Origin of the sequence: Dysgonomonas gadei ATCC BAA-286, assembly GCF_000213555.1 — a bacterium.
Classification (GTDB): Bacteria; Bacteroidota; Bacteroidia; order Bacteroidales; family Dysgonomonadaceae; genus Dysgonomonas; species Dysgonomonas gadei.
Genome location: NZ_GL891984.1, coordinates 211,625 through 229,812 on the forward strand (window position 1 = coordinate 211,625; position 18,188 = coordinate 229,812).

General features: G+C 40.5%; 7 protein-coding genes. All 7 read right to left on the reverse strand.

Translation table 11 applies throughout. The annotated features are described in order from the left end of the window. Positions 1 to 69 precede the first annotated feature (69 nt). On the reverse strand, positions 70 to 3,687 hold the full coding sequence (locus HMPREF9455_RS12270; RefSeq protein WP_006800022.1) for a glycoside hydrolase family 2: 3,618 nt from the start codon (positions 3,685 to 3,687) through the stop codon (positions 70 to 72). Positions 3,688 to 3,762: 75 nt separating this feature from the next. Continuing rightward, positions 3,763 to 4,497, reverse strand: a complete 735-nt coding sequence (locus tag HMPREF9455_RS12275) for a DUF3823 domain-containing protein (protein ID WP_006800023.1) — start codon at positions 4,495 to 4,497, stop codon at positions 3,763 to 3,765. A gap of 19 nt (positions 4,498 to 4,516) precedes the next feature. Beyond that, complete coding sequence (locus HMPREF9455_RS12280) at positions 4,517 to 6,562, reverse strand: RagB/SusD family nutrient uptake outer membrane protein (protein WP_006800024.1); 2,046 nt, start codon at positions 6,560 to 6,562, stop codon at positions 4,517 to 4,519. 21 nt (positions 6,563 to 6,583) lie between these two features. Continuing rightward, positions 6,584 to 9,766: a SusC/RagA family TonB-linked outer membrane protein gene (locus tag HMPREF9455_RS12285; protein WP_044216213.1), complete on the reverse strand. Its 3,183-nt coding sequence runs from the start codon at positions 9,764 to 9,766 to the stop codon at positions 6,584 to 6,586. A 1,353-nt stretch (positions 9,767 to 11,119) separates the two neighbouring features. Next, on the reverse strand, positions 11,120 to 13,627 hold the full coding sequence (locus tag HMPREF9455_RS12290) for a Kelch repeat-containing protein (RefSeq protein ID WP_148401895.1): 2,508 nt from the start codon (positions 13,625 to 13,627) through the stop codon (positions 11,120 to 11,122). Between the two features lie 928 nt (positions 13,628 to 14,555). Continuing rightward, positions 14,556 to 15,647, reverse strand: coding sequence for an endonuclease/exonuclease/phosphatase family protein (locus HMPREF9455_RS12295; RefSeq protein ID WP_006800029.1), 1,092 nt, complete (start codon positions 15,645 to 15,647; stop codon positions 14,556 to 14,558). 91 nt (positions 15,648 to 15,738) lie between these two features. Beyond that, the gene (locus HMPREF9455_RS12300) at positions 15,739 to 17,829 is read right to left on the reverse strand and encodes a glycoside hydrolase family 36 protein (protein ID WP_006800030.1); all 2,091 of its coding nucleotides are present in this window, start codon (positions 17,827 to 17,829) and stop codon (positions 15,739 to 15,741) included. Positions 17,830 to 18,188 lie beyond the last annotated feature (359 nt).

Consider the following 18,188-nt stretch of genomic DNA (forward strand, 5'->3'; position numbering starts at 1 on the left):
TATATATGGTTCTTAGAATAGCACTAAGAACCATATATGAGGGTACGAATAAGATACTCTCTATTTAGTCTATTTGAGAAGATCGTATATTATATTAGTAAGTAGTTTGCCCGCAACAGGATCGGTTACGGCTTTTTCCAGAGACATGGTTGATATGGTTGCCTCACCTTTGTTGTCATGTATTTTCAGCAATGGATACCCTTTTATGGTTTTTACATACTCGGAGCGCTGTGTCATGTCACCGTTTATGTATCCGTGTATCTTGGTCTGATTGGCTAATTCCTCTATATTCGCGTTTCTGTTTACTTTCAGCACGGTATTGCAGATGGTAGGAATCTCGCGTTTATTGTTGTTGAAATATCTCAGTTCGAGTAGGTCAATGTCATCGAATACAGGTGATTCGGGTATCTCCATATTTGCAATATCTCCTTCGGTAGGTTTCATATTACCTGATATGTATTCCGGATATATTTGTTGTGCGGTTTCGGGTGAATTTGAGATAAATATTTTCCCGCCTTTGGCAACATACTCCCTGATCTGCCTGATCTCATTCATACTGCATTTATTATCTATCCCCGAAAATATGTACAGGTCGGCTTTGGTTTTCAAGGCAGCGTCTACAGACGTAGCTGTGTTATAATTTATTTCCGCAAGATCTAATGCCGGTTTTATATCACTAAAATCTACCAGTATAATCTTTTTATCACCCGTTTGTATTGTATTCCACTTTTTCTCGGCGAGCAATATTTTATATTCGTTTTCAGAAACCTGTACGCCTCTCTCAGTTAATCTTAGCTTTAGTCTGGCTTTTATTTTTTGCGCAGGCAAGATGTCCGGTATTTTTATGGAAGGAGTAATTATCTGCCGTCCGTAGTGTGCTACCCCAACTACCTTTTCCTGTCCTTTTGCCAACACTTTCCCGGTTTCAGACTCTAATGACCAGTATAATAAGGATGGTTCCAGATCTTTGCCGTTTTCTCTGTCATTCACAATATATATCTGGGAAGGAATCTTTTCTCCTGCATAAAAGTTGCGTCCCCATAATTCGGCACTTACCAATACCGGCTGCAAGGCTCTTTTCATTGCATAATAAGTAGGGTAAGGCTCTATTGTTTCTGCGTTGTATACATTGCGGAACCATGTGAGCAAGGCAAAATGCAGTATGCCTGCCGCTTTATCATTAGAGCGGCGCAGCGCTTCTGCCAGTTCGCCTGTAATAAACGATTGTACTTCGAGAAATGCCTCCGGATTACCATAGGCATAAGCCTGATATCCTACTAATGTTTGTGGATTTTGATGTACAAGTGTATAGAAACGAGTAGGGTGCCCTGTTTCGTTGTTCGGATATCCGGTAGACATTTCCTGACTGATTAGCGGGCGGCCTTCATTCCGGTTCCTCTTTTGAAACTCGCCATTAAATTCTTTGAATATCGTGTGATCATACCAGTTGATGTATGAGTGTATGTCGTCTATGTCCCCGTCGTCTATCCCTTCATAAAAAGCGTTACCTTGTTTGGTTATGTTTCTTCGGTAATTGGAGTCGAAACAGATCGGGCGTGTAGGGTCTATTTTCCTCATTTGTTTTACAACATCTGAAATGATCTTCATTTTTTCTTTTCGTATTGTGAGATCAGGTTCATTGTCATAAAACTTCATTTCGTTATTTACTGTCCAAAACAGGATGGAAGGATGATTCCTGTACTTCTTGATCAAGCCGAGATATTCTTTAGCCCACATATCTATGAGTACTCTGTCGGGCATAGACTGCTGTATCATCAGCCATGGCCATGTGCCTTCGTGGCTAATGCCGATGCCGTTTATATCCGCTGCCTCTATCCAGAGTTTATTATAGGGAGTAGTATGAGTACGGGTTACGTCTATATTTCCGGCTTTCATTATCTGATAAAAGCTGTTTGCCAACTTCAGGTCGTTAGGGGCCAGTGCAAACGGCGTGTGATTGCCTCCCCGCAGCCAGTACGGTTTGTCGTTGAGGTACAATAATCCGTTCTTGGACTCGAATGTGCGGAATCCTGACAAGACAGTGGTATTGTCTATTGTCTGGTTATTAGCCGTCAGTCTGAATGTGAAATCGTAAAGATTCGGAGACTGTGGTGTCCATAACCGTGGCTTCAGGTTACTGATAGAATAGCTGACTACTCTTTCTTCGCCCGAATTGAGTTCTATCTTATTTAAAGATTCCTGACCATAGAAAAGATTTGCTGTATTATGATCTGTAATATCTGTTGATAAACTAAATATTGCTTTCTTACCCGAGTAGTTTTTTAATGTAATCTCGAACGTTGCTCCATTGAGGTTGGATTTGATGAATACATCTTCTATTCTCACCGGATTGGAAATAACGAGCGAAACAGGTTGCCATATTCCGGCCGGATCATCTCCGTAAAAGCCGTGAGCGATGTCTTTCAGCATCTTGTTGGTAACAGGGACTGTAACCGCGACATCCACTATCTTATCGGCATCCTCTATATCTTTTATATAGTCGCGTGTAACATATACCGCTACGAGATTTTTCCCGGGTTTTAGCAACGAAGAAACATCGGCTTTGATTTCTCCGAACATACCTACATTTGATGTGACCTTAGTTCCGTTTACATATACATCGGCCATTTTAGAAATGGCATCGAATACCAGTTCCATATTCTTACCATTCACATCGGCCGGCAATTCTATCCATTGACGATACCATGCGGCTTTGGTCTTCCTGTAATCGAAAGTATAGTTTTCGCAACGTGCTGTTTCCTGTTGATAATATGTATCTGATACACCTTTCGGAAATTTACCCATAGTTTCGCCATGTAGCCATATGCGGATAGGATTCCAGAAATCAGGTACATTCATCGTGTGCCATTGATTGTCCGAGATATTCGGATCAGCTTCTTTTTCTGCATTTTTTGATTCATATCCGGGTAGAAAAAGCCAATTGCCGTTTAGTGCTATTTCTGTGCGTGTTGTATTGATCTTATCTATTTTGACAGACTGATAAGTAGCCCGTAAATTTTTTCTTTCAGTTTCCTTATCCTGAATATTAGCTTTTACTTCATATATTGTGGCCGGTATCTTGTCCAGGCTATTAGCAGGAAGTTCAGATATTGATAAATCGTCAAATTCGGTCTCGATCCATCCGCCACCTAGTGTAACAGGCCCTGCCGGAGCCAGATTTCCGTTCTTGTCTGTTACGTCTATTCGCGGAAGGGTTTCATTGTTGATGAATACACGCATACGGTTTCCGCATACTTCTATTTTGAAATCGTACCATTGACCTACAACCGGGTGGAAGTCCAATGGCCGTATGTCAAGTAATTCATCTGTACCCATATAGCCCATTCGGCTCAGGTATATGTCGTCTTGCAGCCCACCTTTTACGCCCAATATATAACGATCGAAGCGGTTATATGCCCTGAATCCGGCCCATATTTGGACCTGTTCGGCATCTTTCGGCGCACGTGCCCTGAATGTAAACGTATAGTTTTTCATCTCTTGATCTCCAAAGCAGGCATATGCGTCTTTAGACAGGAATACACCGTTCTCTATACGGCAATTCCCTCTGCCAATTATCGTCAGTTTCGACTGTGGATCACTGAATGTTTCTTTTGTCTGAGCTTCCATTCCCAGATTGCAGATAATTGTAAGCAGGCATAAAATACTCGTTAGTTTTCTGTTTCTCATTATTCTACCAGGTTTGATAAATTGAATTACAAGGGGTCGTAACAGACCCCTTGTTTAATAATAAGTAATTGATAATTATGGAACCTTTACGGTCTTGATATCCGTATAATTATATTTCTTGTACGTGTCGTCACAGCAAATACCTATTCTCACCCAATAAGTAGTGTTTGTATATTTTACAGCCATCGAGGTTTTGAAATCTATAACGGTTCCTTCCTGATCGTTAGTGATTTTCTTTGTGCCGTTGAACAATTGCCCGTCTTTGTTATTGTTGCCGCAATATTGGGTTGTAGCAACACATAGTATGGCATTGTTGAGATTAGGCATATTTACACCTTCTTTGGCGTTACGTTTGAAACGGACAGAGGCCTCTATAAAATTATCCGATGTCAGTACCGGCTCTTTTACCCATTCTATGTCGAGGTAAGGTATCACAGTGAAATCCTGCGTAGAGATTCCTTTGACCTGTACATTCTTGCCTTCTGTTTTGTATGGGTAGAAAGCTCCTTCTACGGGAGTCATGCGATACTCTCCGGCAAACCATTTCGTATTAATATAAGTGCCGTCCTGTCTCATGTTCAGATACTGAGGAGTAATGGCTATGCTTTCATTATCGCCGGCCCAACTCAGTTCTTCCATCTTGATCCTCATATTTCCATTACCCTGTTCTGTTTGTAACAGGTTTCCGTTATGATCTAATATTTTACCCTGTATCGTCGCTTCGGGTGCGTCATAGTTGTCTTTTTCGCATGAAACGAAAATGCACAATGCAAATATCAGGGGAATTATATAAGTAATTGACTTTTTCATATCTGTCTGATTTTTACAATTAATATTGGTTGTTTTGTTTCAATAGCGGATTCGTTTTGATCTGCCCATCAGGTATTTTTTCATAATAATACTTGGTAGCAAATGTGAGATTGTTATTGGCCCTTTCAGATACACGTGCATCATATATATATTTACCTTCCGGATTACCGTTTTCGTTTACAGTTGCCCCTTTAGCGAACAAGAACGGATTCAGCATTCTCCTGCGATAGTTATATATCTGAGTATCGAATGTGAACCAGCGACGTAAATCCCAATATATCTTGTGTTCGAATGCAAGCTCTTTGTAACGTTCCACACGGAGTATCTGTAACGCACGGTTAGGAGCCTGAACGAATCCCCCTTTACCGGCGCCTTTTTCATAGGCAGGGGCAGTAGAAAGTTCACCACTACTGCTCAGCAGGTCTGCTCCGGCTCTTGTCCTTATTTTATTTATAGATTCGTAGGCATCATCTATCATATTTTTACCTCCGTAAGTAGCTACTCCGTTCTGTGACAGTTCTATGGCGGCTTCCGCCCGGTTCAGCAATACTTCCGCATAGCGGATATCTATCCAGGTCTGATGCGATTCGTGCAGTTTGGTGGCGCCTACAGTCAAATCCATACTCAGCCATTTTCTTCCGTGAAAACCGGTAATGGTATTATTTGAGCCTCCGTTTGCAGGTCCATCCATGCCATTTTTATTAAGTTTTACGCCATTTGCCAGTTCGTATGGTTTTTGTTGTGTAATATTCTCTGTGGTTTCCAGAATATTATCTTTCCAGAAACTTCCGCCGGTAGTAGAGTACGATTGGGTATTTTGTCCATCATCTATACTCATTTTCTGGATCTTTTCGGATGGGTCTACTGTTTCTTTGATGATGCCCCTGCGTATATCCAGCTCTATGCCTTTGTATGTATTTCCCGGTAAAAGGATAGATGCCCTCAGGCGAGGTTCGGCATTTTGGAATAGTTCGCGTGAAGTATTGAATACAATGTAATTGTTATCGTCATCTGTTGTCCTTATTTTGCCTGTAGCAGGATTTATAGGTAATCCATCGAATAATTCCACCCAGTCTAAAGTAACATTGTAGCGGTCGCCATATGTAGTGGTCATGCGTGGTGGACAATATACGGCGTCGAAGCTGTGACGATAATTTATATAATCGTATTGTCTTATAAATATCGATTCGGGGCTATCGTCAGCCTTTTGCCATATATTAGCAAAATTGTCTTCGGTAGGGCCACCCTCTGCTTGTAGCAGTTTATATCCACCTTTTTCTACAATAACAGATGCATCCCATGCTTGCTGGAAGTAATTGTTAGCTCTTGCTTCGGGTATTCCGCATAACATTACACCTTCCACAGAATAATTGTATTTTTGTCCATAGCGGGCTATAGAGCCGGCAAAGTTCGCAACGCGGCTTTTCAGGGCGGTAGCTACATATTTATTGGCTCTTCCCGCCGCACTTTTTGCTGTCATATTTTCGATAGCATAGTCCAGATCGGCTAAAATAAAATCATAACTTTCTTCATGGCTGTTACGTGCCACCCACAGAGAACTTTCGCTGTTTTCGCCCTGAGGTAATGGCTGAGGTTTTTCAATCAGAGGTATACCTCCATAACGTTTGGTTAACTGAAAGTACACATAAGCGCGGATAAAACGAGCTTCTGCTATCCATGATTCGGCTCCATCCAGTTGACCGATGTAGGCTGGCAGATTCTGGATAAGAGTGTTTGCCTGACGGATAATCTGATATCCCTGGCTCCAATATCCTTTTTCGGGGATGTATATACCCGTATTGTTTCTATTGCCTGTTTCTCCGGTACTGAGCATAGGCCATACGATATTGTTCCAGTTGTAATAACCGCCTTTGTCTCCTTCTTGGCTTACATTAAAATCATCCATTGGCAAATGGTTGTATAAACCCACCATATATGCTTTTATCCCAGCTTCATTGTATATATCCTCGTCGGTGAGTATGTTTGTCGGAGGAATATCCAAGTCTTGACATGCTCCCATAAACAGGAAGGAGAAGACCAGTAATATATATTTATAATTTTTCATATTGTTTTCTTATTATAATAACTAGAAAGTAATGCTTGCTCCAAAATTAATAGTTCTATTAAGTGGATACATATATCCGTATAGTTCGGTAGGCCTTTCAGGATCGACACCTTTTACCGATGTTATGGTGAACAGGTTATATGCGTTTGTATATATACGCATACGTTTGATTCCCACTTTTGAGATCAGAGATGCAGGCAGGGTATAGCCGATCTCGGCACTTTTCAGACGCAGATAAGCTCCGTTCTGGATTGCAAACCTTGAGTTTGTGTCATAACCGATAGCACCATATGCGTAGTAGCCGCTTACCCATTGGTTACTCGGGTCGAATGGATCTTTATTCGGGTCTGACGGATGCCAACGATCCATCATCATGTCTAATGCATTGCCTTCCCACAGTAGAGGCATAGATAATTGTTCGCCATAGGCGACATAGGACATGGCCGACCCCTGGAACATGAGATTCAGATCGAAGCCTTTGTAGTCTGCAGAAATATTCATACTGAAGTTCATCAGAGGGTAATTGCGCTTGTCCTGAAGGTCTGCTTTACTTGCATCGGTGGTAGTGGCTATAGGATATTCGTCCATACCGTCGATAATACCGTCACCATTCCAGTCTTCATATATATAGTCGCCCGGAAGGGTTCCATTGCCTGTGAATATAGGTGAGTTTGCTATCTGATCATAAGAAGTGTAACGTCCGTTGTCACCTTTTCCGAACCAAATGTCATTGTAGCGATAAGCTAGGTTATTCCTCCAGTAATCGTATGAGTTGCCACGTGTTGCCGATTCCACATAGCGGTTCATAGATCTTGTTATAGAGGCTATGCCGGTAACATTGTAGTTTACCTGTCCTATCTTGTTACGGTGTCTGAGTTCCAGTTCAAATCCTTTTGTCCTGTCACTGTTGATATTTTCCTGGGGCATAGTAGAACCGAATGTTCCGGGAAGAGATATCAGACGGTCGGCAAGCAAGCCGTCACGATTTCGCTGAAACAGGTCGATGGAAAAGCCGAACAAACCTTTCTGGAAATCTGCATCAAATCCGATATTCAGGGTTTTTACAGTGTACCATGTAATGTATGGATTGGCTACAGAGCGGAATCCTAATCCATTGATAAAGTCTCCGCCAAAAACATATCCTTTAGGATAATTATCCTGAGTGTTGCCATCTGTATTCGGATAGTTGTAACCGCTCAGGAACTGATATTTGGCGGCACTGTCATCTCCCATTTTCCCGTATGAAGCCCTGACCTTCAGATTGTCGGCAAAAGGAATAGCACTTTTTATGAACTCCTCTTCCGATAAGCGCCAGCCTACTGACGCACTGGGGAAAAATCCCCAGCGGGAATCTTTTGGGAACTTGGATGAACCGTCGTAGCGAAAGCTAAATTCGGCGAGGTACTTACCTTTATAATCATAGTTGAATTTTCCGACCAGACCGGTAGAAGCATATTCGCTTATGCCGTCGCCATTTCCGATCTGGTTTGTAGAGTTACCTGCAAACAGATATGGGATAGGTATCTCAAGATCGCGCTGCGCCCATATATTGTCGCCCTGATTGTATGACTCTTCCCATAAGAGCAATCCGCTAACGCTATGCGCTTGTGCAAACAACCTGTTGTAGTTTAATGACAGCTGCCATAGTCTGCTATACGAGGTGTTGTATCTGCGATATAATCTGGAGGGTACATTTTTAGGTACAGCTGTGTATATGCCTGTGGCTTCGTCATAATTATATTCATTATATTCTTTCGTATATTCTGTGTTGTCGTCTATAGTCGTATCATAACTGAACAAGCCTTTGGCAGACAACCCTGTAATGAACGGGATATCATAAGTCAGATCCATTGTTGACTGAAAGAGCCTTTTCTTATTGTTCACATAACCCGATACATCTGCATCTGCCATAGCTACCACATTCTGTATATCTCCGTTCGGTTTGTCATAATATCCGGCACGATTGTTGGCATATACAGATTCTGAAGGGATCGAACGCCATAGAGTTTTGTATATTTCCCATGTAGAAGCACGCGGGCGATCTCTTTGATCTATGATCCCGTTTAGTCTCAAAGAGGCTTTCAGGTTTTTGATAATCTGGGCATTCAGGTTCGAACGCAGGTTGTAACGGTCATAGTTCAGGGAATTACTCTTGAAGAATCCGCCTTGTTCGGTATAACCGAAGTTTACATAGTAATCGACCTTGTCGCCGCCACCACTTACAGATACATTGTGCTGCTGTTGGGTCGCTGTGCTTTTCATTACCTCGTCATACCAGTCGGTACTTACTTTTTGGCCGGTAAGGTATTCATTAATCTGGTCCTGACTGAATGTAAGCTTTGGGTCGGTAGTGCTGCGCATGCTTCTCTCATTAAACAGTGTCATACGGTTTACGGCTCCTACAGGCTTTAGTTTCTCTATCGGGTTTTGAATGCCATAATACATCGAATATTCGATCTTGGCTGTTCCTTTTTCCCCTTTCTTTGTCGTTATCAAAACCACACCATTTGCCGCACGTACGCCATATACGGCCGCAGATGCATCTTTGAGGACAGAGATACTTTCTATATCATTCGGATCCATACGGGAAAAATCTCCACGGGGTACACCATCCACAACTACCAACGGATTACCGAAACCACGAATGTCGAACTGGTTATTGAATTCTCCCGGTTCCGATGTTTTCTGAATCACACGTACCCCGGCTATTTTTCCTGTTAACATGTTCTGTACATTCGAGTTTTTTGTTGCCATCAGTTCCTCGCTGTTGATAGCTGCTACTGATCCTGTCAGAGTCGCCTTTTTCTGGGTACCGTATCCTACTACTACAATTTCGTCCAGCATCTTCTGATCTTCTTTTAACACGATATTGAAACTCACTTTGTTTGTAATATCTATATTCTGTGAAATAAATCCGACATACGATATTTTCAATCTTTGTGTGTTGGCAGGGACATTAAGGCTGAAGTTCCCGTCACTATTGGTAACAGTTCCCACAGAAGTGTTTTCTACGGTTATACTGGCACCGATAATAGGTTCGCTGGATTCATCTGTTATCGTACCTGTAATAGTTTTGATGTTTTGCGTATATCCTAAATGGATAGAACTGATAAATATCAGTAAAACCGCAAACATCCTTAAGTGAACTTTTCTTTGATAAAAGGGGATGTATTCCTTTCCTTTCTTAAAAAAATAATTTTTCATAGGCATGAATTTAAAGATTAATAAAATATAACCGGGCAGAGTTATTTATTGCAAAAGTGCATGTTTAGGCCTAATGAGACGGTTAATGATTTGGTTAATGGATCGCGAAATTTTGACTTTCCTTTAGTTTTTAGTCAATCGGGATGTTTGATCTTAAATATAACAGTCAGACAGATGTTTTCGAAAGCACTTCCGATTATAGAGGAACACGCCAAGGACAAATGAGATATGTATTTTTATGCCGAAAGTTTATCTATGTATGTAGCTGTTAGCCATTAGCTGATAGCTGATAGTTCTTTGAAAAATTAATTAGCAGATTGGTAAATTAGCATATTAGCAAATGAGTGAAAAGGTGTTACGTTTGTTACTTTTTAACAAGTAATGTTAATCAGTAGTTGAGTTTTAATATTCTATTTTATCTAACGCGCCGTCCGGCTTGTTTTTGGCTCCGCCGATTTCCGCTTCGCTCCAATTCATTTTGCCTTGATGCAAAACGAAACAAAAAATCAAGGCTGCATCCCTCCGGCGACCCAAAACCGCAGCTCTGGTGGGGCAAAATAATACGGAGTTATCTTTAACCGGATTATCAACCGTGTATAGTAGCTACCCTATTTTGCCCTACACCTCCGCTTTACGGATTGGGTACCCCGCCTGTGGAACGAGGCCGGGATCGCGATGCGGCGACAAGACAGTGTATTTTCATGCTTTAGCCCCACGTGCGTCAGCCCTTGCGCATTAGTGACGCAGGCGGGGCACCCACACGGTGCAAAGGGACGGGGCGATAGTCCGTTTGTCACTTTCAGCCGGCAAATCGGTTGTGGGTCGCCGAGGAACGGAGCGCTAGCCTTTTGGTTCGTTTTGGGCAATGCCAAAATGAACATTTAAGCGAAACTTAGTGGAGCTGAAAAAAATAGAACATTAAAACTCAACTACTGATTCGCATAAGTAATGAGTTTTAAGTACTAAGTTGAAAGTTATACGAGATACGAGTAGACAAGACACGAGATACAAGTTGTTGACTGATGACTGTAAAGCCACTTATGCGATAGCCAAAGCTAACGGCTAATAGCTATCAGCTAAAAGCTGAAACATGTGTTACCTTTGTTACCTTTTAACTATACATAGTTAACGGATGCAAAAATGACAGGGTAAAAACAATGAAAAAACTGTCAGATGTGTCAGGTTTTAACGATATATGGTTAATAAATGTGAGTAAGGCGATGGTTGAAATTCCCGATTTTCGTGCGTTTTCCTTAGAACATCCCGGGTTCGGAAAGAGATGCTTAAATTCCCTAAAACTTTTACAGAACTGGTTACAGGTGGGAACTTTTTCGTAGGTAAAGTAGTGTGATTTTAACTATTACCGTTGATAATCTGATCAAAAGAATATTCAAACTCTGTTCCAAACAGAATATTATATTCTTTGGTAAATGCTGCATATGCTTTTTGGGCAAGCCTATTTCTTCCCATTTTTACTAAAAGAGAACATTTTAGCCGAAGTGCGTCTTCATTTAGTGAATCATGGATGAAAATGGTATCAGCGAGATTGATAGCTATTTGGGGGTTTAATCTTATTTCAGTCTTTTTTGATATATCAAGTAAAAGATCGACAAGTGTATTCGAAAAATCAGCTTTGAACGGGTCTACCCACTCTACTTGGAGGCTGGGTAATAGTTCACCTGAGACTATCGACAAGAGTTTTACTATATCATTGGTATCTGTTTTTTTATTTTTAGATAGTTTATCTATGAGATATAGTGCCTGTGAATAATCACAATAAACATCGTCTCCGAATTCGACAGTCCAGTATGAGTTATTACTTTTTATGTTTATTTGTCCTACCAGATCAAATATCATTCTCAGCTTGTTAAGAGATACACCTCTATTATTTTTCGCACTCTCTTCGGTTTTGTCAAACCATAATGTGTCTTTTAGTTTTACAGACGATATTCCCTTTCCACCTTTGAATGTATGCAGCAAAATAAGGGTGAACAACTGCTTGAGCATAGGGGAAAACTCTTTTGTGATATCATTCCCATCTTTGTCTATAACACAGAATCCTCCGAATAAGGATATCGACTTGTTCCGTTTCTGGGGACTGATAGGTTTTACTGCAATATTGCTGTAATCTTGCAGTTGGTCATTATTTTCTGCATATACCTGTTTTTCCCTGTTATAATGAGTATAGATAAATATTACAATACATATTAGTAGAATAGCAAACAGGAATGCACCTATGATAAACGGCCGGTAACCGGATTCGGCGCGATCTTCCTGGTATAACTCTTCTCTGGATTCAGGTGGGAATGATAGTGTGTAGATAGATACGGTATTGAGGGTGTCCCCGATGCTACTAGGACCCGAGGTTACTGCCACCAGTCTGTTTTTTTGTTTGTCTAGATACAAATCTGCATATGATTTATTATCTTCGAAATTAACGGGAATGCTGTCTCCAAGTACTTCATATTCGGGTTTGTCTATCGAAAATCTTAATAGTGTCATTTTTGTATGAAACTGCTGCAACGGATGGCTTAATGCATAGAATGATCTGTTGGCGATATCTACTACAATAGAATTTGCTACTACAAAGTTATTCGCCGGAGGCTGTAGCGTCCATAGTTTTTTCGATTGCAGAGTTTGTGCATCCACTTCATACAGGTCGTAAAAATACTGAGGTGATAATTCCTGATTCCCTGTTTGGTTACCATATCCTCCGAAAATTAAGAAATGATCATCATCAAGTTTACCCAAGCCACTCAGATAGCGGGGCTGAGGATTATCTCCTTCCAATTGATTTTTTTTCCACGTATGGGTTTCGAAGTCATATATTCGCAAGTCATTCTTGTATTTGTGATGCCCGTATCCGCCGAAAAGATAGAGGGAGTTATCCTTGTTGGAGATAAAACGATTGTGATGCCAAAAGTCGGGTGGCAACTTTATATCCGGTATTATGTCCCATTGGTTCTTAAGGGTATCGTATAGCAAGACATCTTTTTCTTGTTCCAATTCGAAAGTATAGCTGACATATTTTCTTATGACGGGGTTGTATATGAGGTTGTTGGATTGTACGATATACGGTACGGAATTATTTACCTTTTTTCGGTCTATTGTATTGGATTTTAGATTATACTTATAGAAATATGTCTGGTCATATACAGCTATTTCATTATTATCAGGATTATAATTGATCATAGGTCTCAGCTTGGTAGTAAAGGAAGTCTGCATTTGCCAGAATATATGCTGATTTATGATCCAGTCAGGGTTCTCACATACAGCTTTATGATGTTTTATTTCATCGTAAACTCCGTTTGATGTGTATTTGTTTAATACCCACTGATATAATGTTTTCTTATTTTCAGTTGTGATCTTTATATTTTTCAGAGAGATAGCGGGGATGTCGGTCACCTGAAATCCCTGATAGTTATTCTTTCCAAATACTATAGAAACATGGCGAAACTCATGTAATGATTCTATCTGTTGTGTGTATGATTTATCTCCTATTCTGGCAGTCAGTGTATTAGTTTTAGTATCTATGTGAATATCAACAAATATCCATTTGCTATAGTTTATTCGTGCCTCTTTAAATACTTCACTGAAAATCTCACCGGATGAATGAGCCATTAAGAATTTAGGTTCTCCTGTATTCTTTTTTTCGTTGAGCAAGAAATCTATATGTTGCCCGTTTTTATTGATCATCCGGAATACATAGCCAAATGGATATAGCGCAGCAGAATCTATTTTCAGATCAAACGAAAAATGATAGTTTTCTGGCAGGGATAGTGGTGTGTCAGGCGTAAGATTCAGGCCTGTACGTTTTTCTTTTTCTACTTCGTATGATCTGAATTTTAACCCGTATTCCACATCCTGTGCAATTACACAGGGTATAATATGTAGTATCAGGCAGTATAGTAAGATGATTTTTCTTAAAGGAAACTTCACTATATTATATATAAGGTGTCTAAATACTTAACAAATATATTCTTTCTTGCTGTTTGAATACCATTTTCAGAGTTAATTATTTAAAGAAAAGTCAATATTTATCAAGAGTGCGCTATTGCCCACACCCATCCGATTCTTGATTTTTATATAGTATTAGATAAATTTTCCTTAGTCTTTTTTCGAAATCATTAAATCCTGACTCCATCATATTATGGATGATATTGAATCAGAATAGCATAGTGATTCATAACTGCAAATTTTAAGTTTTATCAAAATTAAATCAAAGGAGAATCTTAACAGAAAATATATAGTTAAAGAATGTAAATATTTTGTTTGTATTATATAAACCGCCTTAAAGTCTTATGAAGCTCTTCGCTAATCTATTCAGTAGAAATGCTCTATGTTATAAACATTGATCCGGGCTCTTAATCACAAAATCCAATAAGTATTAAGGGAATAAGTATATCATGGAATTAATATATCAAGAGTAGGGAGTTTCGTTATAAATAGTTAACGGCTATTTGAAAGCATGTATTCATTATCCGTTACATCCCATAAATGGATAACTAGTCCTTTTCAATAGGTCCTACCTTCCTTATATGCCCGAACAGAAGGTTATAATAAAAACAGGATAAAGAATAACGCTCTTGTATGCATCTCCAATAGTTTTTATCTTTTCTTCATTGATTCTTTCTATAAATATGTTTTATAACATATTTTTGTTCTATCTTTGTACTGTGTTTTTCATGGTATTAGATTTAAGGTTAACAATGAAGATTGGCTGTCGGGATGACAGTCTTTTCTTATTTTAGGGGATAATGACCCCTGTTCTTGCCGGATTACCAAAGCTTTACTTTTTAACTTCGAAAGTAATAAGAACACCTTTATGATCGCTCGGCCAATGATTATTGAACGGTAAAATAATCGGATCTTTAGCCACTTCTTTATCCCTTTTTCCTTTTACAATACAACCTTTTGGGCCGAATAATTCCGCCTTCTTTACTACCAAATGCTTATCGGGATAATAATATACGAAGTCGATACGTTCCCTTTCATCCGCATCGGGAACCCATGTTATCGCATCGGGTTCAATATCTTTATTGTTGGCCGGGAATGTGAAGCCCGGATAATTTATGACATCCGGATGTATCTCCCGGTAAGCGTCCTTAAATCCGTTCCTGTACAACAAAGAAGAGACACCCCAGTTTACGATGCAGCCGTTGTGACCGAACATATTCGCTGTTCCGGCCTGCCAGTCGAGATGGGACGGTTCATTGAAATCTCCGGCATAAATAACCAGAGCCCCTTTCGAGATTTCGGTCCTGGCATCATTGATAAAATCCTGAGCCGACTCGATACGTCCCGATAGATTACAGACTTCCAGCATTGTATCCACATCCGTGATCGGCGCTTTCAGCTTGTTCCAGTTCTTACTGCCGTCGTTATAACCTCTCGGATAATAACACGTGTAGTATCTGTATTCGGAATGTGCCGGATAAACCGCGACGCGCCTTCCATCCACATTGAGTACAGCCTTGAATTGCCACTTGTTGACCCGTTGCTGCTCGATGATAGGATATTTGCTTATAATAGCCCGTCCGTCGATGCGTGCACTATAATAATGAATATTGTTTTTTTTTAATTCAGCTATCAGTTTGGGCATTACAGGGTCGTCTGCATCTCCTTTGTATAGTTCGCAAAATGTGGCTACATCAGGCTTCAAACCTATGATTTGATCTGTCAATGCCTGAACAGCATTGGGTACTTTAGTACACTCGACCCAAATATTAAGTTGCAAGACGGTGAGTTCTGTCACGTTTTCCTTATCATCTGTATCTGGATCCGGCTTAGATGTTTTTGAACAGTAAGTATTGGATAAGAAGAGGATAAGTAGAGAAAATGTCAATACTATCTTATATATTAGAGAAAATATTCTGGACATGGTTGTGTTGTTTTAAATAGTAAAAAAGATAGTACCATTCCCGGTTATTATCAAAAATGGCCATTCCTGATACTATCTTTTGCAATAAATATTAAGGCTTAATTTCAAACTTGATTAAAAGGCTCGAACGCGGTTGATCCAAAGAAAGCTCCAACCCTTCGGATAGTTCACTGCCCTTTTTTATGAGGACAGCACCGGTATCTTTATTCGTCAGCTGATAGCTTTTATCTGCGTTTAGCCCCTGTAACTTTATCATATAGGTTTTGTCAGGAGAGTCTGGTCTGCGAAAACCTACAATATATCCGCTGTCGTCCGATGGGCGGTGCAACTGGTATACCATCCAGATAGTGCCGGCAGTGATATCGACGTCGCCTGATCCGCTCAACGGATAATAATCTTCATAAAAGTAAGGACGTATTTCATTGAATTCGGCCTGTTTGTTGCGCATATCCACTACATTGTAGCTTCCTTCTGTCACTTTCCAGTTGTAGATAACAGATGTGCCTAAACTGGAGCGGAAGGTATATGAGTCGGCTTGTTGTACGCCTGTGCCATGCAACGGCAAATAAAGTTCGAGTCCGTAAGTGTGGCATTGCGATCCGGTCGGTTCACCGTAGTTATAATCAGTCCGCCATAGGGCGGCGCTTCTGGATATACTTTCCAGGTCGATCCGCCGCCCGCCGCTGGCACAATTATCAATTATCGTATTCGGAAATCTGTTTAATAGGTATTCCCAGAATTTGTAAAGGCCTTCGATATAACGTATCTCGCAAATTCCACGGCGTCCTTCTTCATCATTGTTGTACCAGAAACCGGCCGGTTCTATGTTAAAGTCCTGACGGTAATAATCGATTCCGTTCGTTTCCATAAAGTCACCTATAAATTCCCCCAGCCATTCACAAGCCTCCGGATTTCCCAGATTGAACAGAACGGCGTCATGCTCTCCATCTTTTTGCCATTCTTCCTGCTTTACAGAGCCTTTTGCATCCAGCATCCACTGAGGATGTTGATTTGCCCAGTCCGAATTTTTCATCACGCGCTCGGGTTCGAACCACACCATGAATTTTGCCCCTTGCTTGTGCACTTCATCTGCGATGGGACGGAATCCGCGCGGGAATCGTTCGGGGTCGATAGTCCAGTTCCCGACAGTATTAGCCCAGTTTTTCTTACCTGCAACATCGGCCGCTTTGATATACCATCCTGCATCTAGCCAAAATACGTCAGGGATCAGTTTATATTGCGCATAGCGTTTAATCAGGGCGATAGCATAATCTTCGGTCATACATGTGTATTCGTTGCACGGGGCGGGGTCGCCGTAATTGAAACTGGTCGATACCGGATAAACCGTCGGCTTGCCATCCTGCTTCCATGTATAATGTTCGAGAACAAGCCGCCGGAAGGCATTGTGCCCTACAAAACGGTTGTCGCCCGACCAGAATAACAGGCATACCTTCGGGGTACGGATTTCCTCTTTCGGATAAAGGTATGTTTTTAAGTTTACCATACCCGTTTTTAGGTTTGTCCTGTTGTCTGCCTCAGCCTTTACTTTGGCAAACCATGTGCCTGTCCAGCCGATAGCAGCTAAGACGCCTCCCTGTCCTTTGGGAGCCTGTATGTTGAAGAACGGGAATGCGTTCTGGGAGGAACGTCCTCCGTATGGTTCCATACAGACACTGTCGTTCGGTTGCATGACTTTCAGCCTTTGATGAAAGTCCTCTTTCGATACGTGGCTTCCATCGGCATAATGCAGTTTGAATTCTCCGTTCTCTTTGTATGCAAATGTGACGTCGGAGGCGTTGACCGATGATATTTCGGCGGTGTTTTTATTGCCTGTGTTTATAAAACGAAGCACCCATTCCACCGCATTGTAATCTGTGAAGCCTTTCACTTCGCATTCTACTGTGAGTCCCGATGCAGGGTCCCTGTATGAATAAATACGTCTGATGATGGACGGATCATTCTCCTTGATAGTTTTTACGCTGTAACTCCAATGTTTTATGAAAGTACCGGAATGTTTTCCTCCATAAACAAACGAGAAAGGCGGAGCGGCTCCTTTCCTGAAATTGGAGGAAATCCATTTATTTATATCATTCTTATTATCTGTTATTTGTGTTGTCGATTGTCCTGTGACAAAAGACGAGACAAATAATAATAAAATCAGATAAACTATGTTTTTTTTCATTATATATTTTATTTTTCAATTTACAACTCAATATATCAGTAAACAGTTGACAATATTTTCACGTAAAGATGCAAAACCACAAAGTCCGACTCATAATTCATAACTTATTACCGTATTTGTGTTTATTAACTAGATAGTGTTAAAATCTGACACATCTGACAGTTTTTCCATTATTTCTATCTTGTAATTTTCATATTCATTAACTGTATATAGTTAAAAAGTAACAGTTGTTTAGCTATTAGCTAACAGCTTTTAGCCGTTAACCCTTTCTTATATGTCGCAACTTAAAAACTCCGTGTTACTTCTTATACTCCGTGGTTAAAAATAAAAAGGTAACAAAGGTAACACCTTTCCTCTTG

Bases quoted from the DNA above. Each gene is read 5' to 3' on its own strand.
- HMPREF9455_RS12270 (WP_006800022.1), bottom strand. From the start codon at position 3,687: ATGAGAAACAGAAAACTAACGAGTATTTTATGCCTGCTTACAATTATC.
- HMPREF9455_RS12275 (WP_006800023.1), bottom strand. From the start codon at position 4,497: ATGAAAAAGTCAATTACTTATATAATTCCCCTGATATTTGCATTGTGC.
- HMPREF9455_RS12280 (WP_006800024.1), bottom strand. From the start codon at position 6,562: ATGAAAAATTATAAATATATATTACTGGTCTTCTCCTTCCTGTTTATG.
- HMPREF9455_RS12285 (WP_044216213.1), bottom strand. From the start codon at position 9,766: ATGAAAAATTATTTTTTTAAGAAAGGAAAGGAATACATCCCCTTTTAT.
- HMPREF9455_RS12295 (WP_006800029.1), bottom strand. From the start codon at position 15,647: ATGTCCAGAATATTTTCTCTAATATATAAGATAGTATTGACATTTTCT.
- HMPREF9455_RS12300 (WP_006800030.1), bottom strand. From the start codon at position 17,829: ATGAAAAAAAACATAGTTTATCTGATTTTATTATTATTTGTCTCGTCT.